This is a genomic window from Xanthomonas sp. NCPPB 2922 (assembly GCF_041520885.1).
Taxonomy (GTDB): domain Bacteria; phylum Pseudomonadota; class Gammaproteobacteria; order Xanthomonadales; family Xanthomonadaceae; genus Xanthomonas; species Xanthomonas campestris.
In genome coordinates, this window is the sequence record NZ_JBGOFY010000003.1 from 55,268 (window position 1) to 77,407 (window position 22,140).

22 protein-coding genes are annotated in these 22,140 nt (G+C 66.3%); 5 read left to right on the top strand and 17 right to left on the bottom strand.

Annotated elements, in window-relative coordinates:
- Positions 1-86: 86 nt before the first annotated feature.
- From ACD584_RS05005 to hda, 3 genes are read left to right on the top strand one after another with little or no spacing between them, the layout of a single operon-like run.
- Positions 87-1,199: a DUF2066 domain-containing protein gene (locus ACD584_RS05005; protein ID WP_016944112.1), complete on the top strand. Its 1,113-nt coding sequence runs from the start codon at positions 87-89 to the stop codon at positions 1,197-1,199.
- A complete protein-coding gene (locus ACD584_RS05010; RefSeq protein ID WP_012437783.1) occupies positions 1,196-2,362 on the top strand; it encodes an AI-2E family transporter in 1,167 nt (388 codons plus the stop codon). The genes ACD584_RS05005 and ACD584_RS05010 overlap by 4 nt, the downstream gene beginning before the upstream one ends.
- Positions 2,359-3,060, top strand: coding sequence for a DnaA regulatory inactivator Hda (gene hda, locus ACD584_RS05015; RefSeq protein ID WP_070690315.1), 702 nt, complete (start codon positions 2,359-2,361; stop codon positions 3,058-3,060). The genes ACD584_RS05010 and hda overlap by 4 nt, the downstream gene beginning before the upstream one ends.
- A gap of 19 nt (positions 3,061-3,079) precedes the next feature.
- On the opposite strand, the gene murU is transcribed toward hda, so the two are convergent.
- The 4 genes from murU to ACD584_RS05035 form a co-directional block, all read right to left on the bottom strand.
- Positions 3,080-3,790 (bottom strand): N-acetylmuramate alpha-1-phosphate uridylyltransferase MurU, encoded by a 711-nt coding sequence (murU, locus tag ACD584_RS05020; protein ID WP_076036623.1) that lies wholly within the window; start codon positions 3,788-3,790, stop codon positions 3,080-3,082.
- Positions 3,787-4,824 (bottom strand): aminoglycoside phosphotransferase family protein, encoded by a 1,038-nt coding sequence (locus ACD584_RS05025; protein ID WP_076036624.1) that lies wholly within the window; start codon positions 4,822-4,824, stop codon positions 3,787-3,789. Before ACD584_RS05025 ends, murU begins: the two co-directional genes overlap by 4 nt.
- 55 nt (positions 4,825-4,879) lie before the next feature.
- Positions 4,880-5,152: a GlsB/YeaQ/YmgE family stress response membrane protein gene (locus tag ACD584_RS05030; protein WP_011037910.1), complete on the bottom strand. Its 273-nt coding sequence runs from the start codon at positions 5,150-5,152 to the stop codon at positions 4,880-4,882.
- 163 nt (positions 5,153-5,315) lie between these two features.
- Positions 5,316-6,809, bottom strand: coding sequence for a M20 family metallopeptidase (locus ACD584_RS05035; protein ID WP_076036625.1), 1,494 nt, complete (start codon positions 6,807-6,809; stop codon positions 5,316-5,318).
- Positions 6,810-6,966: 157 nt separating this feature from the next.
- On the opposite strand from ACD584_RS05035, the gene ACD584_RS05040 reads away from it, so the two are divergent.
- Together ACD584_RS05040 and ACD584_RS05045 are read left to right on the top strand one after the other, a co-directional pair.
- Positions 6,967-7,341, top strand: coding sequence for a ComEA family DNA-binding protein (locus tag ACD584_RS05040; protein ID WP_372357277.1), 375 nt, complete (start codon positions 6,967-6,969; stop codon positions 7,339-7,341).
- A 474-nt stretch (positions 7,342-7,815) separates the two neighbouring features.
- Complete coding sequence (locus ACD584_RS05045; protein WP_029216841.1) at positions 7,816-8,412, top strand: HutD family protein; 597 nt, start codon at positions 7,816-7,818, stop codon at positions 8,410-8,412.
- Positions 8,413-8,564: 152 nt separating this feature from the next.
- Here ACD584_RS05045 and ACD584_RS05050 read toward each other — a convergent pair whose 3' ends face one another.
- From ACD584_RS05050 to sufC, 13 genes are all read right to left on the bottom strand, one after another.
- Positions 8,565-10,169, bottom strand: a complete 1,605-nt coding sequence (locus ACD584_RS05050) for a sulfite reductase subunit alpha (protein ID WP_076036626.1) — start codon at positions 10,167-10,169, stop codon at positions 8,565-8,567.
- Entirely contained in the window at positions 10,166-11,140 is a 975-nt protein-coding gene (locus ACD584_RS05055) for an FAD:protein FMN transferase (protein WP_175611604.1), read from the bottom strand. The genes ACD584_RS05050 and ACD584_RS05055 overlap by 4 nt, the downstream gene beginning before the upstream one ends.
- A 218-nt stretch (positions 11,141-11,358) precedes the next feature.
- Complete coding sequence (locus ACD584_RS05060; protein WP_076036628.1) at positions 11,359-12,162, bottom strand: DUF4198 domain-containing protein; 804 nt, start codon at positions 12,160-12,162, stop codon at positions 11,359-11,361.
- A gap of 152 nt (positions 12,163-12,314) precedes the next feature.
- The gene (locus tag ACD584_RS05065; RefSeq protein ID WP_042598109.1) at positions 12,315-12,830 is read right to left on the bottom strand and encodes a DUF2271 domain-containing protein; all 516 of its coding nucleotides are present in this window, start codon (positions 12,828-12,830) and stop codon (positions 12,315-12,317) included.
- 21 nt (positions 12,831-12,851) lie between these two features.
- Positions 12,852-13,496: a PepSY-associated TM helix domain-containing protein gene (locus ACD584_RS05070; protein ID WP_012437791.1), complete on the bottom strand. Its 645-nt coding sequence runs from the start codon at positions 13,494-13,496 to the stop codon at positions 12,852-12,854.
- A gap of 5 nt (positions 13,497-13,501) precedes the next feature.
- Positions 13,502-14,260, bottom strand: coding sequence for a tetratricopeptide repeat protein (locus ACD584_RS05075; RefSeq protein ID WP_076036629.1), 759 nt, complete (start codon positions 14,258-14,260; stop codon positions 13,502-13,504).
- Complete coding sequence (locus ACD584_RS05080) at positions 14,253-14,939, bottom strand: Fe2+-dependent dioxygenase (RefSeq protein ID WP_076036630.1); 687 nt, start codon at positions 14,937-14,939, stop codon at positions 14,253-14,255. The genes ACD584_RS05075 and ACD584_RS05080 overlap by 8 nt, the downstream gene beginning before the upstream one ends.
- A gap of 48 nt (positions 14,940-14,987) precedes the next feature.
- Positions 14,988-17,306 carry a TonB-dependent siderophore receptor gene (locus tag ACD584_RS05085; RefSeq protein ID WP_076036631.1) on the bottom strand — a complete coding sequence of 773 codons (2,319 nt, stop codon included), beginning with the start codon at positions 17,304-17,306 and terminating at the stop codon, positions 14,988-14,990.
- 343 nt (positions 17,307-17,649) lie between these two features.
- The gene (locus tag ACD584_RS05090; protein ID WP_014508448.1) at positions 17,650-17,979 is read right to left on the bottom strand and encodes a non-heme iron oxygenase ferredoxin subunit; all 330 of its coding nucleotides are present in this window, start codon (positions 17,977-17,979) and stop codon (positions 17,650-17,652) included.
- Entirely contained in the window at positions 17,976-18,515 is a 540-nt protein-coding gene (locus ACD584_RS05095) for a GNAT family N-acetyltransferase (RefSeq protein WP_076036632.1), read from the bottom strand. Before ACD584_RS05095 ends, ACD584_RS05090 begins: the two co-directional genes overlap by 4 nt.
- 128 nt (positions 18,516-18,643) lie before the next feature.
- Positions 18,644-19,885: a cysteine desulfurase gene (locus tag ACD584_RS05100; RefSeq protein WP_076036633.1), complete on the bottom strand. Its 1,242-nt coding sequence runs from the start codon at positions 19,883-19,885 to the stop codon at positions 18,644-18,646.
- Entirely contained in the window at positions 19,882-21,144 is a 1,263-nt protein-coding gene (sufD, locus tag ACD584_RS05105) for a Fe-S cluster assembly protein SufD (protein WP_076036634.1), read from the bottom strand. Before sufD ends, ACD584_RS05100 begins: the two co-directional genes overlap by 4 nt.
- Complete coding sequence (gene sufC, locus ACD584_RS05110; RefSeq protein WP_076036635.1) at positions 21,144-21,908, bottom strand: Fe-S cluster assembly ATPase SufC; 765 nt, start codon at positions 21,906-21,908, stop codon at positions 21,144-21,146. Before sufC ends, sufD begins: the two co-directional genes overlap by 1 nt.
- Between the last annotated feature and the right edge of the window lie 232 nt (positions 21,909-22,140).

A 22,140-nucleotide genomic window follows, 5' to 3' on the forward strand; every position in this document is an offset into this window, starting at 1 on the left:
GCTCGGCGGTAAAGGCGGCGATTTTAACAGCCACGTTGGCGCTAGCGTCCCATTCGGGCAACAATTCACCCGGATACGCTTACGTCATGGAACCGTCGATGCGCCGCAGTCTCGCTTTCTTTCTCGCCCTCGTGGTCGCCATGCCCGTGTTGCCGGCCTACGCCCAGGCCGATCTGCGCACCGAAGGCGACGTCGCCAAGGCGCAGGGCGCCTACGATGCCGAAGTGCCGGTCAACAGCCAGAGCGAGTCCGATCGCCCCGGCGCGTTGGCGCGTGCTTTGGGGGCGGTGCTGGGCAAGGTGTCCGGCGACCGCAGCGTCATGAGCCGCCCCGGCGTGCCGCAGGCGTTGCGCAATGCGCCCAACTACGTCGATCACTACGACTACCGCCAGGATCAGGGCACCTCGCGCAGTGGCGCGCCGACCTTCCGCACCGTGCTGGTGGCCCGCTTCCGGCAATCCGACGTCGACGGCCTGATCGCCGCGCTGGGCCTGCCGGTGTGGCCGCAGCCGCGCCCGAAACCGGTGCTGTGGCTGGCCATCGACGACGGCAGCGGCCCGCGTCTGGTCGGCGTGGCGCAGGCCAACGCCGCGCGCAGCGTGCTCGACCGCGCAATCGAGCGCGGTTACCGGCTCGGCCTACCCGGTGGCGCGGCCGCCGAACAGGCCCTGGCTGGCGCCATCTGGCGCAAGGACACCGCCGCCGTTGCGCGCGCGTCGGCCAAGTACAGCCCGCCGATGCAGTTGATCGGCAAGCTCTACCGCACCGATAGCGGCTGGACCGCCGATTGGGTGTTCGTGGACAACGGCAACGTGCTCTCCAGCTGGACCAGCAGCGACGGCGATGCCCGCCGCGCGATGGCCGCCGGTGCCGACGGCGCCGCCGATGCCCTGGTCAAGCGCTACGCCAAGCGGGTGGACTCGGGCGTGCCCGGGGTCTACCGCGTGGTGATCACCGGCATCAGCAGCGCCGACGACTACCTGCGCGTTTCCGCTGCGCTGCAGGGCGTGTCGGTGGTGCGCAGCATCCGCCCGGTGAGCGCAAATGGCGATCGCATGGAGCTGGACCTGGAACTGCTCACGGGAATTTCCGGGCTCAACCGTATGCTCGGCGACAACAGCCCGCTGATCTCGGTTTCCGTGCCGACCGAAGGCCCCATCATTCTCGAAAACGAGCACGCCGAGTACCGCCTCAAATGATCCTGACCCCCGAGGCGGAAATCGCCCAGTTCCTGCGCCGCCTCAAATGGGCGGCGGTGATCGTCGGCGTGCTGTGGGTGGTATCGCTGCTGTCGCCGATCCTCACCCCGTTCGTGCTGGCGCTGTTGCTGGCCTGGCTGGGCGACCCGCTGGTGGACCGCATCGAACGTGCCGGGCGCTCGCGCAACATGGCGGTCACCCTCGTCTTCATTCTCATGGTGCTGCTGGTGGTGCTGGCGCTGATGATCCTGGTGCCGATGATGGAGCGCCAGATCATGACCCTGATCGATGCGCTGCCGCAGATGCGCGACTGGGCGATCGGCACCGCCATTCCCTGGCTGGAGCGCCGCACCGGCGTGGAGCTGATGGGCTGGCTGGACCCGGAACGCCTCATAGAGTGGATCCGCAGCCACTGGGAGCAGGCGGGCGGCGTTGCCAAGACCTTCTTCGGCTATGTCTCACGCTCGGGCTTTGCAATGGTCACCTGGGTGATCAACCTGGCCTTGTTGCCCATCCTGGCGTTCTATTTCCTGCGCGACTGGGACCGCATGGTGGAGCGCGTGGCGGCGGTGATTCCGCGTGCCTACATCGGCACCGTGAGCCGGCTCGCGCTGGAGTCCAACGACGTGCTGGGTGGCTTCATTCGCGGCCAGTTCCTGGTGATGCTGGCGCTGGGCGCCATCTATGCCACCGGCCTGTCCATCATCGGGCTCAACCTGGGCCTGCTGATCGGCATCATCGCCGGCTTTATCAGCTTCATTCCGTACCTGGGCGCCACCACCGGCATCGTGCTCGCGTTGCTGGCAGCGATCGTGCAGGCGCAGGGGTTCGACCTGAAATTGCTGATCGGCGTGGGCGTGGTGTTCACCGTCGGCCAGCTGCTGGAAAGTTACGTGCTGACCCCGCGCATTGTCGGCGACAAGATCGGCCTGCACCCGGTGGCGGTGATCTTTGCGGTGATGGCCGGCGGCCAGCTGTTCGGCTTCCTCGGCATGCTGCTGGCGCTGCCGGTGGCGGCGGTGGCCAACGTGCTGCTGCGCTATGCGCATGAGCGCTACACCCAGAGCGATCTGTATGCCGGCGAGCGTGCCGGCATCGTGTTGCAATCCGGGCCCGAGCGCAGCGTGATCATCGACGCCAGCAAGGACGCGGATCGGTCGTGAGCGTGCCGCAATTGCCGTTGGCGTTGCGTGCGCCTTCCGACCAGCGACTGGACAGCTATATCGCCGCACCGGACGGTTTGATCGCGCAACTGCAGGCGTTCGCCGCCGGCCAGCTGAGCGACTGGCTGTATCTGGCCGGCCCAAGCGGCACCGGCAAGACCCATCTGGCCTTGTCGGTGTGCGCGGCGGCCGAGCAGGCCGGGCGCAGCTCGGCCTACCTGCCGTTGCAGGCGGCGGCTGGCCGCTTGCGCGATGCGCTCGAAGCATTGGAAGGGCGCAGCGTGGTGGCGCTGGATGGCGTGGACAGCATTGCCGGCCAGCGCGAGGACGAAGTGGCGCTGTTCGATTTCCACAACCGTGCGCGAGCTGCCGGGATCACGCTGCTGTACACCGCCCGCCAGATGCCAGACGGCCTGGCGCTGGTGTTGCCCGACCTGCGCTCACGCCTGTCGCAATGCGTCCGCATCAATTTGCCGGTGCTGGACGACATTGCACGCGCGGCGGTCTTACGCGACCGCGCGCAGCGGCGCGGGCTGGCGCTGGACGAGGCAGCGATCGATTGGCTGCTGACCCACAGCGAGCGTGAGTTGGCCGGCCTGGTGGCCTTGCTGGACCGGTTGGACCGCGAATCCCTGGCTGCGCAGCGGCGGGTGACGGTGCCGTTCCTGCGCCGCGTGCTCGACGACCGCACGTCCTGACGACGGCGCTGCCGCGCGCTCAGTCGCGGCACTGAGTTAGTTGTGCATCCAGCTCGGCCAGCCGCTGTGGTGTGCCTACATCGGTCCAGCGACCACGGTGGTGCACGCCATCGATCCGGCCAGCCGCCATTTGCGCGCGCAGGATCGGCGCCAACGGGAAGCGCGGCGGGGCCTCACCGGTGCTGGGAAGCGGCCCGATCACACGTTCCCACGCGTGCAGTAAGGCCGGGCGATACAGACCGATGCCGGCATAGGTGAGCGTCGGCATCGCCGTGCTGCTGATCTTGCCCTCGTGAGTCAACGCAAAATCCGCGCGTGCCGCATAGGCTGGCGCGTCGACCAGCACCAGCGTTGCCAGGCTGTCGGCTGCGATGTCGAGCGTGGCGAAGTCGATGTCGCTCCAGATGTCGCCATTGACCAGCAGGAAGGGCGCATCGCCCAGCAACGGCAGCGCGTGCAGCATGCCGCCGCCGGTTTCCAGCGGGGTGCTGCCTTCGTAGGAATAGGTCAGACGCAGCCCGAAGGCGCTGCCATCGCCCAGCACCTGCGGAAACTGCGCAGCCAGCCACGACGTATTGATGACCACCTCGTCCACGCCCAGTGCAGCCAACTTGCGCAGATGCCAGACGATCAACGGCGTGCCGCCCACCGACAACAGCGGCTTGGGCGTGTGTTCGGTCAACGGACGCATGCGCTCACCGAATCCGGCAGCAAAGATCAACGCCTTCATGCGGCGGTTCCATTGGCGTTGCCGTGTGCCATGCGTGCGGCCAGTGCGGGTTTGATCTGCTGGTCGAGCAAGTCGATCAAGGGTGCCAATTCGGCATGGCGCGGCAACACTTCGTCCAGGTAGGTGATGAAGCGCGGCACGTTGTCCAGGTACCAGTGCTTGCCATCGCGGTAACTCAATCGCGAAAAAATACCGAGGTTTTTCAAGTGCCGCTGCACGCCCATCCAGTCCGCATCGCGCAGGAACTGCGGCCACGCCGGCACCGGCAAACCGGCCACCTGCGCTCGTGCGTGGTATTGCGCCAGCCACGCGTCCACGCGCGCCAGCGGCCAGCTCACCGAGGTGTCCTTGAACAGGCTGATCGGGTCGTAGGCGATCGGGCCGATCACACAGTCCTGGAAGTCCAGCACCGCCGGGCCGTCCGCGACTGGCATCAGGTTGCGCGGCATGAAGTCGCGATGGGTGAACACGCGAGCTTGCGCCAGCGCGTTATCCATCAGACGGCGCTGCACCAGCTGCAATTGCTCCGCGTGCGCGCAGTCCAGCTGCAGGCCGAGGTGGCGGCCAAGAAACCATTCCTCGAACAGGCCGGCGTCGCGTTGCAGCAGCGCTTCGCCAAACACACCGCTGCCCTCGGGCGGCGGGATGTGCTGCAGCAACAGCAGTTGGCTGATCGCCGCCTCAAGCAGAGCATCAGCCGTGGAATCGGTGAGCACCTGTGCCAGCGTCGGCACACCCAGGTCTTCGAGCAACAGCAAGCCTGCATCCAGGTCGCGCGCCAACACCTGCGGCACGCGCACGCCGTGCTGCTCGAGCAGGTCGCGCATGCGCAGCCATGGCGCGACATTTTCCAGATCCGGCGGCGAATCCATCACGATGCGATCCGGCCCGGCGCTGCGGCTGCGCCAGTAACTGCGAAAACCGGCATCCACCGACGCACGCTGCAGCGTGGCCTGTGGATCGCCCAGTGCCTGTCGCGCCCACTGCAGGCGCTGGCTGTCACGCGAGATATCGGAAGAAAGCGATGAAGTCATGGCAAAGCGCACAGTGAAACGGCGCGCAGCGCACGCCGCAGAAAGGAGGGATGTCTTAGCGCTTGCTGCCGCTGAACAGGCGCAGCAGGGCCAGGATTGCGATGGCGCCCAGCAACGCGCCCAGGAAGCCTGCCGGTTCGCCGGCGTGGTACCAGCCCATGTAGCGGCCGAACCAACTGGCCAGCAAGGCACCGGCGATGCCCAGCACGATGGTCAGCAGGCAGCCCAGCCGTTGCGTGCCGGGCGTGATGAAACGTGCCAGCAGACCGACCACAAAGCCGACCAGGATGATGTACAGCCAACTGTCGCTACCAAACAGGTTGTTCATTGCAGCACCAGCGGGAAGAAGAGCGGCAGACTAGCATTGCGCGTCACCGACGCCATGTGCAGATCGACGTGGGGTGATTGCAAGGAGCGCTTGCAGCCGTGCGGTCAAGACAGCCAGCCGGCCCGCAGTGCGCCAGGCCGGCCGATCGTCGCAGTGCGCTGCCTCAGCAGCAGCCGTGTCCACCATGCCGGGTGCCGCTGTCCGCTGCCACCGGCGAGCCGCTGGTTTCGCCACGCAGGCAGGCGGCGTGGTGCTCGGTGATCACCTTAGAAACGCAGGCGGTGACGCGCTTGCCCATCGGGATGTGCAGGAATTCGTTCGGGCCATGCGCATTGGAATGTGGGCCCAGCACGCCGGTGATCATGAACTGTGCACCGGGGAATTTCTCGCCCAGCATGCCCATGAACGGGATCGAGCCGCCTTCGCCCATGTACATCGCCGGCTTGTCGAAGAAGGCACGGCTGGCGTCGTCGATGGCTTTCTCCAGCCAAGGCGCCATGCCCGGCGCGTTCCAGCCGGAGGAGGCCTTTTCCAGTTCCAACGTGACCTGCGCGCCGTTCGGTGGGTCGCGCAGCAAGGCCTGCTTGAGCAGCTCGCCGCAGGCCTTGCCGTCAGCAGTGGGCGGCAGGCGCAGCGACAGCTTCACCGCGGTCTGCGGACGCAGCACGTTGCCGGCCGAGGCCAGCGGCGGCATGCCATCCACACCCGTGACCGACAAGGCCGGGCGCCAGGTCCGGTTCAACACCAGCTCGGTGAGGTCCTCGTGCATCGGCACCAGCCCGTCCACCATCGGAAACTTGTCGAAGATGGCCGTGTCCAGCGTTGCCGCCGCACTGCGGGCCTGTGCCAGTCGCTCGGCGGGCACGTCCACGTGCAGGCCATCGAGCAGGATGCGTCCGCTGGTTTCGTCCTCGATCCGCGACAGCAGCTGGCGCAGCAGGCGGAAGCTGGACGGCACCACGCCGGACGCGTCGCCCGAGTGCACGCCTTCCTCCAGCACCTTTACGGTCAGGTTGCCGCCAGTCAGGCCACGCAACGAAGTCGTGCACCACAGCTGCTCGTAGTTGCCGCAACCCGAATCCAGACACACCACCAGCGACGGCTTGCCAATGCGCTCGGCCAGGTGGTCCACATAGGCGGGCAGGTCGTAGCTACCCGATTCCTCGCAGGCTTCGATCAGCACCACGCAGCGCGCATGCGGCAGGCCTTGTGCACGCAGCGCCATCACCGCAGCCAGCGAGGCGAAGATCGCGTAGCCATCGTCCGCGCCGCCGCGCCCATACAGTTTGTCGTCGCGCAGCACCGGCTCCCAGGGGCCGAGATCGGCATCCCAGCCGGTCATTTCCGGCTGCTTGTCCAGGTGGCCGTACAACAGCACGGTGTCCTCGCCAGACTCCGGCCCGGTGGCCGGGATCTCGATGAAGATCAACGGCGTGCGGCCTTCCAGGCGCACCACCTCGACCTGCATGCCGTTGATGGCCTGGGCGCGTGCCCAGGTTTCCATCAGGGTGACGGCCTGTTCCATATAGCCATGCGCGACCCAGTCGGCATCGAACATCGGCGACTTGTTGGGGATGCGGATGTAATCGACCAGTTGCGGGACGATCTCGCGATCCCACGTGTCGCTGGCGAATTGGTCGATCTTGGCGCTATCCATACGGGCTCCGAATGCGTGACGTAATGGCACATTCTACGCCGCAGCCAGGGGGTAGGGATTTCCCTACAAGGCACCGCGCAGTTCACCGGCTGTGTGAAAAGTTCGTTGGCGATAGGATTGCTGCATGTGGCGCGGGACACTGGCTCCGCCGGCAGGAATGCTGGCTAGGACCATCACCCAAGCCACAAGGAGCGTTGCAATGAAGTCATTTACCGTAGTCCTGAAGTCCCTGCTACTGGCGTTGTTGTTGTCCTCGAATGCGTATGCACTCGCCAAGGTCGATATCAACACCGCGTCTGCTGAGGAATTGGACAAGGTGCTGATGAATGTCGGGCGAACAAAAGCCGAGGCAATCGTTGAGCACCGTCAGGCAAACGGTCCCTTCAAAAGTGCCGAGGAACTGGCACTGGTCAAGGGCATCGGACTCAAGACGGTCGAACGGAATCGAGACCTGATCGAAGTGGGCGCCACGATGGCTCCCGCCAAGAAGGCTGCCAAGGGGGCGGCGGTGAAACCGGTGGGACGGCGTTAAGGGGAAGGGATCCGAGATACGGTTCGACGCGAGGATGCGTGGCCGCAACCTAACTGGACAGGATGTCTGGGGGATGGCTGGAAGCCGACAAGGACGTGAAATCGCCCGGTGTTGCACTTGGATGTGCAGCCGGGCGTTTTTCGTTTGGGTGCTTCATAGCAGCCAGCTGCGCAGCCCGGGTTAGGTGGCTGTAGTGCCGGATCCGGTATGGGCGTGACGCTGATCTCTGGCTTGACGGTGGGCTGCGTGGTGTACGCGCGCGACCTTGCATACGTGTTCCGCACTGCCATGTGTTCTGCGGTACGCATCAGTACGCCGGAGACTGATGCTGATGTCTCGGCATCTTGATGATGGCACTTTCGGTATGGACGTACGCGATGGCAATTGCGCGCGTGCGCTCGTCTGGACATGGGCAAGTAGGCAGGCAAACACACTCATGCAGGCACACATGCACGCTTGCGGCACAATGCGCCGATGCAGCTGACAGACCTGAGCAGCCGGGTGATCCCGGCCACCGAGTACCGCCGTGAGCGGTGGCGCAACCAGTTGGGCTGGACCCGCGAGATCCTGCGGCTGGGAGAGCCCGACGATGCCTGGGCGCTGCGCCTGTCGATTGCCGAGATCGAGCAGGACGCGGCGTTCTCCGCGTTTCCCGGGATCGACCGCGAGCTGGTGTTGCTGCGTGGCAATGGCATGCAGCTGCAGTTTGGCGACGGGCGGCAGCACAGCTTGCTGCCGCCGTATCAGCGGCTGCGGTTCGCGGGCGAGGAGGCGGTCACCGCGGTGCTGGGCGACGGGCCGACGCAGGACTTCAACCTGATGTGGCGGCGCGCTGTGTTGCAGACCGAGCTGCTGCACCGCCCGCTGGTGGGCACGATGCTGTTCTTTGCCGACCCCGGCAGTGCCTGGGCGATCCATCTGCTTGCCGGGCAGGCAAGTTTTGGCCGCGATAGCGGGTTGCCGCCGTTGCTGGCCGGTGACACCGCGTGGTTGTCGGCGCGAACGCGCAGCCGCTTCGTGCTGGATGGCGGCGGCGAACTGCTGGCGATCCGGGTGAGCCCGGCTGGCTGAGGTGGTGGACTTTCAGATGCAGGTGCAGGTGCAGGTGCAGCTTCACGGGGCCGTTGCATGTGCAGATCCATGCAAGCCGCTGCACTGCGGCTAACAAGTGAAGCGCAACATATCCGTTCACAGCAGTGGAGTTTCGCTTGCAATAACGACCGTCAGTACACGTCGCGACGATACCGCCCGCTGCTGAGTAGTGCCTGTTTGAGGTCGGTTCCCAGAATGCTGTCGAGGGTGGCATCGACCTCCGGGGCCATGCCGCGCAGGCTGCCGCAGACGTACACGCAGGCGCCTTGCGCCACCCATGCGCGCACGTCCGCCGCCGCGGCGGCCAAGGCGTGTTGAACGTAGCGATGCGGCTGGCTACTGTCGCGGGAATAGACGCGGTCCAGTCGTTCGATCCAGCCGTCGCGCTGCCAGTGTTCGAGTTCATCGCCATAGAGCGTGTCGTAGGCTGCGTTGCGTTCGCCGAACAGCAGCCAGTTGCGGCGCGCACCGGAGGCGATGCGCGCGCGCAGGTGCGCACGCAAGCCGGCGATCCCGGTGCCATTGCCGATCAGCAGCATTGGTTGCGCGGCGGCGGGCGGGTGGAAGCCGGGATTGGTCCGCACGCGTAGCGCGATGCGCGCGCCGATTGGAGCCGCCTGGCAAAGCCAGCCGCTTCCCAGGCCGCGCGTACCGTCGGCATGCAGGTGTTGGCGGATCAGCAGTTCGGCATGGCCTTCTTCGGGGAGCGAGGCCAGCGAGTAGTCGCGGTGTGGCAGCGCTGCCAGTGTGTGTACCCATGCATCCAGCGAAGTGGTGTCGGGGCTATCGTCAGGCAGGGTCGCGCCGCTGAGCCAGGCGTGCAACGAACGCCCCTGCACCTGTTGGGTGCCGTCCAGCAGATGCCGCTGCAGCCAGGTCTCCACCACCTGTGGCGCATGCTGCGGGCGGATTTCGGCAATGTCGCCCGCGCTCCACTGCGGCAAATGACCGTCGCACGGGATCAGGCGCAAGCGATACACCGCGGCGCCCGCGCTGCCCGGATTGACATGCACGCGCTGCTGCAGCTGCCAGTCGGCATAACTGGGCACACTCCAATCCGCTTGCGTCGCCAGCGCCGGTGCGAGTTCGGCGAGCCGTTGCTGCCACTGCTGCAGGGACTGCGGCTCGGCGTTATCGACCTCGATGCGTGCGAACAAGGGGGTTGCACCTTGCGCCTGCAGGCGTGCATCCAGACGCCGCCCGAATGCGCAGAACTGCGCGTAACGGCGGTCGCCCAGCGCCAGGACCGCGTAACGCAGCGCGGCCAGATCGGTATCGCTGCCGGCCAGCCAGGTGCGCTCGGCTGCTTGTACGTGATCGGGCGCATCGCCTTCGCCGGTGGTGCTGACGATGCAGAGCAGGCGCGGCACGCGCGATAGTTGATTGGCATCCAACGCGTCCAGCGGCAATGCATGCGCACCGACGCCGGCCTGCTGCAGGGCAGTGGCGCTGCGTTCGGCCAATTCGCGCGCGAACCCGGTCTGGCTCGCCCAGGCGATCAGCAGGTTGCTGTCATCGCCGCGCGCGGTTGCAACGCGTGGACGCCCGCGCAGCCACAGGCCGAAACAGACGATGGCGTAAGCCGCCAGGCTGAGGCCCGCCCAGTGCCAACGGTGTGGGGCGGGGGCGCTCCACCACGGGCCCGCATGCAGGCTGCCCAACCAGGCGGCCAGTACCGCCAAGGCCAGCAGGATGACGCCGTTGCCAAGCCACACGCGTGGGGAGGCGAGGCTCATGCGGCGGCCAGATGCGTTTCAAACGCCGGGCTCATGGATTCCTGCAAATCCGCGCCACGGCGCTGCAAAAAGCGCACCGCCAGCCCTGCGTTCGTCGCATAAGCCAGGCCCGCGTCAACACCGAGCACGGTCATTGCGGTTGCCCAGGCATCGGCATGCATCGCATCGTGCGCCAGCACGGTGACCGCGGCCGCTGCCTGCGCAACCGGCGCGCCCAGGCGTGGGTCGAAGGTATGCGCGTAACGTACGCCGCCGGCCTCGAAGCGGTGCCAGCGGTCACCGGAGGTGGCCACGGCCAGTCCATCCAGTGCCAGCACGCGCGCGGGCAGTGCGGTGCCTGCGTCTTCGTCGGGCGCTGATTCCACCAGGACACGCCATGCGCTGCCATCGGGTTTGCGGCCGTATCCAAACAGCTCGCCGCCGACATCGATCAACGCGCTGGTGATTCCCGCCTGCGCCAACGCGCGCTGCACGCAGTCCACACCGAAGCCCTTGGCGATGCCCGACAAATCCAATGCAAGCGCGCCGGGTTGCAGTGCGCGGTCTGCCTCCAGGTGCAGGCGCTGCCAGCCACAGCGCTGCCGGACCAGGGCGATCTGCTCGGCACTGGGCACCTTGCGCGGCCCACCGGCGGCACCGAAGCCCCACAGGTCGACCATCGGGCCCACGGTCGGATCGAACGCGCCATCGCTGGCACGCGCAATCTCCAGCGCCGTGGTCAGCACGCGGTGGAATGCGTCCGGCAACCGCTGCCAGGTGCCGGCGGCAGCACGGTTGAAGCGGGTGATGTCCGAGTCTGCGTCCCAGGTGCTCATCTGCGCGACTACGCGATCGAGCGCACCCTGGATCACCGCATGCAACGGATGCAGGTCGCGGCCGCGCGGCGCCACCAGCTTCACGCTCCAGGTGGTGCCCATGCTGCGGCCGCCCAGGGTGGCAACGGCGTCATCTGCGGAAGAAACTGGGTGCATGTGTGGACCGGTCGAGCAGGCGCTGCCTTGAGGCAGCCATGGTGACGCGCAAACGTGCCGTTTGCATCACGCGGCGTGCCTTTGAAGCAGCAGAGGATGCGTCGGTTGGTGCAGCGTGCGCTGCGCACGCGGTAGACCGTACACGCCGATAGCATGTGCCGCCTCAACAGCGCCACTGCATTGATCAAAGGATCAATGCAGTGGCGTGCGTGCGGCGATTACTGCGGCAACACTTCCAGTGTGGCGACATAGCCGAGGCGGCGCTGCTTGGCCTGTGGTAGCGAGGTTTTGGTGTCTTCGGTGGTGGTTTCCAGCCAGTACATGCCCGGCTCCGGCCAGGTCACGCTGAAGCCGCCCTTGGCGTCGGTCTTGAGCTTGATCTCGTTCTGCGCATCGCGGTAGCGGGTACCGCCACGCACGATTTCGATCTCCAGGCCGGCCGCCGGTTTGCCATTCAGCTGCAGGGTGAACTGCGCGGCTTCACCAGCGACCAGGTCGTTGGGGTGAGTGACCGGAATCAGCTCGATGCCCTTGCCGCTGGGCTTGAACACGGTCGTTGTGGGCGCGCCGCGGGTCACGAAGGTTTCCACGCGATTGAGCGACTGGGAGACCTGCAGTTCCTGCGCATTCTTCGGCACTTCGGTGGCGAAGCTGGTTTCGTTGCCGCGCCAACGCTTGGGCTTGCCGTCTTCCTTCCAGCTGGCGAACAGGCCGGCGTTGGTGATGCTGAGCTTGTAGGTGCCGGGCTGGGTGAGCTGCAGATCGAACACGCTGCGGTACTTGCCGGTGGCCGAATTCTCCGGCTTGAGCGCGCTGCCATCGGGCGCGGTGATGCTCAGGTTATCTAGCCGCAGCGGCACGTGGTTGAAGTAGAACAGGTCGTTGGACACCGCGGCATCGACGGTGACCCATGGTGCTTCGCCGGCGAGGACGGTCTGCGAAGGCAGCAACCAGGCCTTGTGCGCGAGGGCGGTGACTGGCAGTGCGGCGAGCAGGGCGATCAGGACGAGAGGACGTTTCATGGCAACTCCTTGCAGAAGATGAGGGCGGGTGGTCGCGTGTCTGGTCAGCGCACAGCTGCGCCGCGTGGATGCGTGGACGATCGAATAACGCCGTGCGTGTGGGGGACTCGCATCGCACTCGGCGCGTGCGAGCGACCGCGCGCAGCGCACGGTCAGGGCTTGGCGACCAGGCTGACCGTGCCCAGTTCGCTGCTGCCACTGGCCTTGGCCGTCTGTGCAGCGGTGGCCGGCCAGGTGAAAGGCACTTTGACCAACTCGCGGCCGCCCACTTCACGCGCGGCCTCCACCACCAGCGTGTATTGGCCGGGCGGCAGCGACTTCAGCGCACCCTTGGTATCGGTGAAAGACAACGCGTGCGCGCCGGCGGGGCGGGTCGGGCCGGTAACGCCGTCGACCGGCACCTCCAGGGTGCGCCCGCTCTTGCGCCACCACTGGCGCAAGTCTGGCAGCCATTTGGTGCCGTGGCCTTCGGCGGTGTCCTTGGACTGGTACCAGACCGCCAGGTTGGCAGCGGCCTTCTGGTCGGCGCCTTCGACCCAGATCGCCACGTACGGGCGGTGGTATTCGGCGACATTGAGCTTGGGGATCTCGACGTTGATATCGAGCGTGGCCGCATACGCCGGCATGGCGAGCAGGCCGCTCAGGGCGATGGTCAAGGTGGCGCGCATGGTCGTCTCCGGAGGCGAGGGTCAGTGGATCAGCAACAGGGCAAGCAACAGCGGAATCAGCAAACCCAGGCCAACCAACGGCCAGGTCATGCGCCGCTGACGCGCGTGCAGGTGCAGTAAACACAGGCCGGTGATGCAAAACACCAGGCACGCGATGGCGAACACGTCGATGAACCAGCCCCAGGCTGGCCCGGCGTTGCGGCCCTTGTGCAGATCGTTGAGGTAGGCAATCGCGCCGCGCCCGGTGCGTTCGTATTCCACCGCGCCGGTGCTTCGGTCCAGGCTCAGCCAGGCATCGCCACCGGGGCGCGGCAGTGCGAGATAGATTTCCTCCGGCGACCATTCGCCCTCGCGCGTGCCGACGCTGATGTCCAGTTCGCGGCCCAGCCACTGGGCGACGCGTGGCGGCAGTGGCGCATTGCCTTCCTGGCGCGTGCCCAGAGTCCGTAGCAGCGCGGTAGGCAGCGTGAGCGTGCGGTGCTCGGTCGAAGGAGTGGCTTCGATGCGCGCGGCGTGATTCAAGGTGAGGCCGGTGACGGTAAACAGCAGCATGCCGATCAGGCACACCGCCGAACTGATCCAGTGCCACTGGTGCAGCATGCGCAGCCAGAAGCCGCGCCGTTGTTGCGCCGCGCCGAGCTGATCGGTGGAGGAGGCGGGTGCCATGTGGGTCAGGCCGCCGCCGTGGTGGTGGCGGGCGGCGCAGGCGACTGCCGCGCACGCACTTCGCTCAGCAATGCGCGCAGGCGGGGCTGTGGAGCGGCGGCCAGCAGCGGGGTGAGTTGGCGCAGGAACCCGGCATGCCCGCCAGCGATGGCGCGGCGCATCCAGGCTTCGGCCTGATCGATGTCGCCGTCGTCGGCCAGCACCGTCGCAAAACCGGCCTGCCCGCGGAAATCGCCGGCCTCGGCGGAGCGGCGGTACCAGTCGCGGGCGGCATGCGGATCTGCAGCGCCGGCCAGGCCTTGCTCCAGATAGCGCGCCACGAAATTCATCGACTTGGCGTGCCCGTGTTCGGCAGCGCGGCGATACAGCGCAAACGCCTGGGTGTGGTCCTGCGCGACGCCGCGGCCGGAGGCGTACAGGTGGGCCAGGTTGTACATGCCCCAGTCCAGGCCATGCGCGGCGGCGCGGCGAAACCACAGCGCCGCCAGTTCCAGATTGCAGGGCGTGCCGAAGCCCAGTTCGTGGCAACGCCCGAGCTGGTTCATCGCTTCCGGATGCCCGGCATTGGCGGCCACTTCGTACCACAGCATCGCCTGGATCGGATCGGCCGCGACGCCGCGGCCTTCTGCGTAGAGTTGTGCGAGCAGCAGCTGTGCGGCCACGTCCTGGCGATCGGCCGCCTTGCGCAGCAACGCCACCGCCTGCGCGGGCTGCGTGCGCAGTGCGGCGATCACCTGCGCGGTGTCCAGCGCCGGCTCAGACATCGGCCCATTGCCGCAGCAGGTTGTGATACACGCCGGTGAGCTGGATCAGCGACGGATGCCCGGGCGTGTCCTGGGTCAAACGACGGATCGACACGTCCAATTCGAACAGCAGGCGGCGCTGTGCATCATCGCGCAGCATGCTTTGTATCCAGAAGAACGACGCCATGCGCGTGCCACGCGTCACCGGCATCACTTTATGCAGGCTGGTGCCGGGGTAGATCACCAGATGCCCGGCCGGCAATTTCACCGACTGCGTGCCGTAGGTGTCTTCGATCACCAGCTCGCCGCCGTCATAGCTTTCGGGGTCGCTGAGGAACAGCGTGGCGGAGACGTCGGTGCGCACCGGATCGGCGCCGCCACGGCTGCGGTCGTAACGCACCGCATTGTCGACGTGGTAGCCGAACGACTGCCCGCCGCTGTAGCGATTGAACAGCGGTGGATAGATCCGGCGCGGCAACGCGGCGGAAAAAAACGTACTGCTGCGCGACAGCGCGTCGAGCACCAGCGCACTGGCCTCGCGCGCGATCGGGCTGTCTTCGGGCAACTGCGCGTTGTCCTTGGCCTGCGCGGACTGATGGCCGGCGGTGATGCGGCCATCGGCCCAGTCGGCCGCGTCCAAACGCTCACGCAGCTGGCTCAGCTGGGCGGGCGTCAGGACGTCGGGAATGGGCAACAACATGCAGTGGTCTCCACGCCGTCCGCGGACTGCGGACGGCGCGTTGATGAATCAGAAGCTGAAGGTCGCGTTCAATACCGCCGAGCGGCCATCACCCGGCAACGCCCAGCCGCTGCCGGCGGTGACGGTGCCCGCGGCGTTGACGGTGAGGTTGTTGCGGATGCTGGTGTAGTACTCCTTGTCGAACAGGTTGTTGACGTTCAACTGCAGGCTGAGCCAGTCGTTGACGCGCAGGCCGACCATCGCGCGGTGCACCCAGTACGCGTCGGTCTTGCGGTAGACCGCGGTCGAGGTGTTGTTCGGATAGAAGCTGCCCTGGTAATTGACGCCGTACCCGAACGTCCACTCGTTGAGCTGATACGTGGTCCAGAGATTGCCGGCGTTGCGCGGGGTCTGCACCAGTTCGCGTCCGGCAATCGGGTCGCCGGTGAGGCTGGCGGTGCGGTTGGAAACGCTCTGCAGCACTTCGCTGTCCAGGAAGGTGTAGTTGGCGAAGACCGACCAACGCTCGGTCAGGTAGCCGGCCGCGCCCAGCGCAATGCCATCCACGCGCGCCTTGCCGTCCAGCACCTGCTCGGGAATCAGCGGGTCGCCGCTGTTGACCTTGTAGTTTTCGCGCTCGTTGCGGAACACCGCCGCCGTCAGTGCCAGACGTTCGTTCAGCACATCCCATTTGCCGCCGAGTTCGATATTGACCGCGCTTTCCGGCTCCACATTGCAGTTGGCGCCGACGGTGGCAGTGGCGATCGGCGTGCACGAGCCATTGACCGAGGCCTTGGACGGGGTCTTGCTGTTGGCGTAGGACAGATACAGGCTGGCGTTGTCGACCGGCTTGAATACCAGGCCGGCGCGGTAGGAGAACAGATCCTCTTCGCTGCCTGCCGGGAACCCCGGAGTCACGCCGGTTACGCCGCCGGTGGCATTGACGGTGTAGGTGGTGCTGTCGCCTTCGTTGTGTTCGTAACGGCCGCCCAGGTTGAGCATCCATTGCTCGTTGAACTGCAGCGTGTCGAACAGGTACACCGCCTGATTGGTCAGGCTGCCCTTGCTGCGTCCGGTGCGGAAATAGTTCTGCGGGCCGGTCCAGATGTTGTACGGGTTGTCGAAGGTCTGCAGCGGGTAGGTGATGCCGGTGGTGGAGCCGTCGGCATTGCGGAAGATGCTGCCGCTATCGAGTTCGAAATCTTCCTTGCTGAAGGCCACGCCGGCCACCACGCGGTGCTCGATGGCGCCGGTGTGCAGGGTGGCGGTCAGGTCGGTCTGGCTGTGGGCGATGAAGTTTTCGGTCTCGCGCACCAGCCCGCGCGGGCCGCTGTTCGGGTTCCAGGTGGACGGCGGCTGGCCGACGCAGGCGCGGCCGGTGTAGGCGTTGGTATTGTTGGGCAGGCACCAGGTGCCTTCCGGCGCGGTGGCCGTGGTGGTCTGGTCCACGCGCTGCACGCGCGCCAGGCTGCGCAGTTTGACGTTGTCGTCGAAGTCCATTTCCAGCACGCCGGTCAGCATGTCCACGTCGATCTCCTGACGCGACACATTGCGATAGCCGTAATAGGTTTCGCGGTCCACGCCCGGCAGCGGGCCATCGTTGAACGGGCTGAGCGCGAACGGCACGCCGTACTGCGGCAGGTTGTTGTCGTGCTGGTGCAGGTAGCTCAGCGTGAAGCGCGTGTCCGAGCCCAGCCCGAACGCCACCGACGGCGCAAAGCCCCAGCGATGACGGAATTCCTCATCGCGGCCCGGCACGTCCTGGGTGTGACCCATGGCGTTCAAGCGCACCGCGGTGCCGTTTTCGAAGTCGTAGTTGCTGTCGGCGGTGAGCCGGCCGTAGCGGTCGCTGCCGCCGCCGATCAGCACGTTGGTGAAGTCGCCCTGGCCGGCGGTCTTGGTCACCAGGTTGATGTTGCCGCCCACCGAGCCGGCGCCGGACATGGCCGAGTTGGCGCCGTTGATCAACTCCACCGCTTCCAGGTTGAAGGTGTCGCTGCGGCTGTACTGCGCGCTGTCGCGCACGCCGTCGGTGGTGATGTCGCTGCTGGCGGTAAAGCCGCGCAGGTTGATGCTGTCGCCATAGCCGCCGCCGCCTTCGCCCGCGCCAAAGGTGATGCCGGGCAGGGTGCTGAGCACATCACGCAACGACAGCAGGTTCTGCTGGTCCATGGTCTGCTTGGTGACCACGGTGATGGTCTGCGGGGTGTCGCGCAGCGCCTCGGTGTACTTGGGCGAGGACGGCTTCTGCGCACGTTCCTGCTGCACCCGGATCGCATCCAGATCCACCGCGCCTGGAGGTGCCGGCGCGTCGCCAGGCTGGGCGAAGGCAGGAGCGGACAGCGTCAGCAACACGGCCGAAGTGAGCGGGGAAATCCTGGGAGTCATGGGACGTCTCGAAGAGGGAAGCGATGCTTCGGCCTGGCGATGGCTCGGCGGATGCGGGAAGGGAATGCGCGCCTGTCAGCCCGATGCCGCCTGCTGCCAGGCCCGGCGTCCGTGCACGCGGCAGCGCTGCGCCAGACGGCACAGGGCGGACGAACACCAGGAAGAAAAAGGCATGGACAGGGGCAGGCGCATGGGATCGCAGGAAGGCCAGTTGTTAAGAAGGCCTGAAGGGCTGCGATCTTAAATGCAAATCATTCTTCTTTGCAATCTTTGCCGACGGAAGGCATGCGCCCAAAAGATTGGGGCCCTGCAGTGCGCTGCCAGTGGCGGCTGGGCGCTGCGCTCAGCGGTCGTCGCGGGTCCAGATACCGCCGTGTTCCTGCTTCACCGGGAACTTGGGCACTGCGGAATAGGCCGGGGCGCACAGAGGACGCCCATCGCGGATATCGAAGCGCGCGCTGTGCAGCAGGCACTCGATGGTGCCGGCGGCTGCGTCGAAGGTGCCGGGCGAGAGTTCGTAATCTTCGTGGCTGCAGCGGTCTTCCAGCGCGTACAGCGCGCCGTCGAGGTTGAACACCACGATCGGCGCATCGGTCACTTCATCCCACACGGTCTTCAGCTCGCCCGGCAGTAACTCGCCGCTGGCGCAGACAAAGGTCCAGCTGTCGCTCACAACGCGGCCTCGCCGAGCGGCTTCTCCAGCACTTCGAAGCGCAGGTCCTGGCGCAACGGCACGCCGAAGCGCTCGTCGCCATAGGGGAAAGGCTTGGACACGCCGGTACGGCGATACCCGCGGCGTTCGTAGAAGGCGATGAGTTCGTTGCGCACGTCGATCACGGTCATGCGCATCAGCGGCAGGGCCCACTCGGTGGCGGCGATGCGTTCGGCTTCGGCGAGCACGGTCTTGCCGATACCGCCGCCCTGCAGGGTGGGGCTGACCGAGAACATGCCGAAGTAACCGGCGCCGTCCTCGTCGGCAACATGCGCGCAGGCCACCAGGGCGCCGTCCTGTTCCACCAGCAGCACCAGGCTGCGGCCGCGCAGGATGTCCTGCCGCAACATCGCCGGGTCGATGCGCGCACCGTCCAGGATGTCGGCTTCGGTGGTCCAGCCGACGCGGCTGCTGTCGCCGCGATAGGCGGAGGTGACGAGCGCGACGATGGCATCGATATCGTCGACGGTGGCGGTGCGGAAGGTGGTGGTCTGCATGTGGAACAGTTTATCGGGAATCGGGAAAAGCGTTGCGCCGCTCAATGAGCTACTTCGCCTCTGCCGACCAGCGACAGCATGTGGGAGAGCCGCTTGTTCGATCCTCCATTCCCGATTCCCGCAATCAATCAGCCCAAAAGCTGCCGCACCTTCACCAACGCGGCAACAAAACGCTCGATCTCGTCATGCGTGTTGTAGAACGCCAGCGAGGCGCGGCAGGTGGCGGCCACGCCGTAGTACTGCAGCAGCGGGTGGGCGCAGTGCTGGCCGGAGCGGACGGCCACGCCTTCCAGGTCGAGCAGGGTGGCCAGATCGTGCGCGTGTGCGCCTTCTATCAGGAACGACACCACCGCCGCCTTGTCCGGCGTGGTGCCGAAGATGCGCAGGCCGTCGATGCGTTGCAGCTCTTCGGTGAAGTGCGCGAGCAGCTCGGTCTCGCGCGCTTCCACATGCGCCAGGCCGACTGCGTCCAGATAGTCCACCGCCGCGCCCAGGCCGATGAAGCCAGCAATATTCGGCGTGCCGGCTTCGAACTTGTGCGGGCCGTCGTTGAACACGGTGCCTTCGAAGCTCACTTCCTTGATCATCTCGCCGCCGCCCAAGAACGGCGGCATGGCCTGCAGATGTTCGCGGCGCGCCCACAATGCGCCGGTGCCGGTGGGGCCGCACATCTTGTGGCCGGTGATGGCGTAGAAATCGCAGCCGATGCCGGCCACGTCGACGCGGCGGTGCGGTGCGGCCTGCGAGCCGTCCACTACGGTGACGATGCCGCGCTTGCGTGCCTCACGGCAGATCTCGCGCACCGGGTTCACCGTGCCCAGCACGTTGGACACGTGGGTGACGGCCAGCAGCTTGACCTCGGGGGTCATCGCCTTGCGCAGTGCATCCAGATCCAGCGCGCCCTCAGGCGTGATCTCGGCCACGCGGATGGTGGCGCCCGTGCGCTGGGCCACCAGCTGCCACGGCACGATATTGGCGTGGTGCTCCATGCGCGACACCAGGATCACATCGCCCGGCCCCAGGCGCGGCAGCGCCCAGGAATAGGCCACCAGATTGATCGCGAAGGTGGTGCCGCTGCACAGCACCAGCTCGTCGGCGCGCACGTTGAGAAAACGCGCCAGCTTGCTGCGTGCGCCCTCGAACGCGTCGGTGGCTTCGGTGCCCAGTGCATGCACCGCGCGGCTGACATTGGCGTTCTGCCGGCGATAGAACTCGTCGGTGGCAGCGATCACCTGCAGCGGCTTCTGCCCGGTGTTGGCGTTGTCGAAATAGATCAGCGGCTTGCCGTGCACCTGCCGCATCAGCAGCGGGAAATCGGAGCGTACGCGCTCCCAGTCCGGTGCCGGGGTGGCGGCGACGGAGGCGTTCATGCCACGCCCGCCGAATTCAGGGCGCGGTCCAGCTGCACGGCGAGCAAATCGCGCAACGGCGACGGAAGTGCGCGCAGCGGCTCATGGCAGAACGCGGCGCTGAGCAAGCGCTGTGCCTGCTGCTGCGGCAACCCGCGCGAGCGCAGGTAGAACAGCGCGTTGTCGTCGAGCTGACCCACGGTGGCACCGTGCGCGGCCTGCACTTCATCCGCGTCGATCACCAGTACCGGCTGGGTGTCGATTTCGGCGTTATCCGAGAGCAACAGGTTCTTGTTCGACAAACGTGCATCGGTGCCATCGGCGCCCTGGCGGATGTGGATGCCGCCATGGAACACCACGCGGCTGCGGTCGGCGCCGACACCGCGCCAGACCAGCTCGCAAGCGGTGTCGCGTGCGATGTGCTCGATGCCCAGGCGGGTATCCACATGCCGGCGGCCATTGCCGAGCAGTACGCCATTGGCGGTGAGCCGTGCATTGTCGCCTTCCAGCCGCGCATTGAGTTCGTGCCGCGACAGGCCCGCGCCCAGCTCCAGATCCACACGCTGGTATTGCGCATTGCGCGCCAGCACCGCATCGGTCCGCGCGAACGCGGTGGCGCGTGCGCCATCGGCCTGCACGCGTGCGTGCGAAAGCACAGCGTCCTGGGCCAGATGGACATGCATCACGCTGTTGTCCAGATGCGCTGCATCGCCCACATGCAGGTGGTGCTCGACCACGCCGAGCGCGGCGTCGGCACGCAATTCGATCAGATGGCGGTGGTGCCAGGCCAGGTCGTGCTCGCCGGCCACGCTGACGAACACCAGCTGCAGCGGCAGCGCCACCTTGACGCCTGCGTCCACGCGCACGAGCGCGCCTTCGTCGGCCAGCGCGGCATTCAGACGCGCGAAGATTTCATCGCTGCGCTCGAAGCGGCGGCCGAGCAGCTGCTGCGCTGATTCATCGGCAGCCAGTGCGGACGACAGCGTCTGCACCTGCACGCCTGCCGGAAGTTCGGACAGATCGCTCAGCGCATCCGACGCACGGCCATTGACGAACACCAGGCGCGGGGTGGGGATCTCATCCAGCACCGCGGCATCGATCAGCGCCGGCACCAACGGTGCAGGCTGGAAGCTGCGGCGTTCCAGCTGGCGCAGCGAGGTGTATTTCCAGGCTTCGGCGCGTGCGCCGGGCAAGCCGGTCTGCAAGGCCGCGTCGAGTTCGGCGCGCCGTGCAGCGTTGCCGCTAAACCCGCTGGCAAGGGATTCCAACAAGGCACTCATCAGGCGGCGGCCTCCGGCACCACACGGTCCTTCAGGAAGTGATAGCCGTGCTTTTCCAGTTCCAGTGCCAGCTCCGGGCCGCCGCTCTGCACGATGCGCCCATCGGACAGCACATGCACCACGTCCGGCTTGATGTAGTCGAGCAGGCGCTGGTAATGGGTGATCACCAGGAACGAACGCTCGGTCGAGCGCAGCGCATTGACGCCGTCGGCCACGCTCTTGAGTGCGTCGATATCCAGGCCGGAGTCGGTTTCGTCCAGGATCGCCAACTTCGGCTCGAGTACGGCCAGCTGGAAGATCTCGTTGCGCTTCTTTTCGCCGCCGGAGAACCCTTCGTTGACGCCACGGTGCAGCAGCTCGTCCTTCAAATGCAGCACCGCCAGCTTCTGCCGCACCAGCTTCAGGAACTGCATGGAATCCAGCTCTTCTTCGCCACGCGCCTTGCGCTGCGCATTGAGCGCGGCACGCAGGAAGTAGGTGTTGTTCACACCGGGGATTTCCACCGGGTACTGGAAGGCCAGGAAGAGGCCGGCCGCGGCGCGCTCTTCCGGCTGCAGGTCGAGCAGGTCTGTGCCTTCGAACTGCACGGTGCCGGCTGTGACTTCGTAGCCGTCACGACCGGCGAGCACATTGCCCAGGGTCGATTTGCCGGCGCCGTTGGGCCCCATGATGGCGTGCACCTGGCCGGGCTGGATATCCAGCGACAGGCCCTTGAGGATGTCTTTGCCGGCGATGCTGGCGTGGAGATTTTGAATGTTGAGCATGCTGATGGTCCGTCAGAATTCGTATGTAGCCCCTCTCCCGCCGGGAGAGGGGTTGGGGTGAGGGGCGCCGCAAACAACTTCGAAGGCGTCAGCGACTGATGAACGCGTCGCCACGCGCCATTGAAGTGAACATCCAGGAGCTCTTCGATTATTCACCTGACTGGCGCGTGGCGACGCGTTCGTCATAGCCAATCTTTTCGAGATCCTCCTGGCGCCCCTCATCCGGCGCTGC